The organism is Paenibacillus antri (genome assembly GCF_005765165.1).
GTDB lineage: Bacteria > Bacillota > Bacilli > Paenibacillales > YIM-B00363 > Paenibacillus_AE > Paenibacillus_AE antri.
The window spans coordinates 1-501 of the sequence record NZ_VCIW01000082.1 but is presented as its reverse complement, the minus strand read 5'-3'; the positions used below and the strand labels follow the sequence as shown (position 1 = coordinate 501).

1 protein-coding gene is annotated in these 501 nt (G+C 46.5%); it reads right to left on the bottom strand.

The features are described 5' to 3' along the window. Positions 1–434: P-loop nucleotide/nucleoside kinase family protein (locus FE782_RS32155; RefSeq protein WP_138198440.1), on the bottom strand; the 434-nt coding region annotated here is incomplete at its 3' end. Between the last annotated feature and the right edge of the window lie 67 nt (positions 435–501).

Genomic DNA, 501 nt, shown 5'->3' with positions numbered 1-501 from the left:
TCGATGATGATGTGTTCACGGTCCCAAACATCGTATTTTCTGTTTCTGACCTGCTCCCATGTAGGTAATGCAAAGCTGGGGATATCGGCTACACGTGTTTCGATTCGATGCCTGTGTTCCCGTTCGTCTGAGCAGATTACTTCGATTTCAACAAACGGTTTTTCAAGTGATTCCGCAACATTGCGCCAATCTTGACGCGTTATTCCGATGGGATTAACCGAATCTGCTATCACATCTAGTCCCAACTGGAGATTTTGCGATGCCATAGCATAACACACAATGTACCCCGCGGGTCCATCTACCCACGTTCCAGCAACTCGCATAGCTTGTTCCACGACATCGACCCGAAGATATGTTGCCTTATAATCTTTAGCCAAAGCCGATGATAACGTTGACTTTCCAGTGCCTGGCAAACCGCTAAATATGTAGAGCATACTCCCCCTCCTTCACAGCCAAACCGCCAATATTATGCGGCCCTCCGAATAAATGCAGTAAATTTTA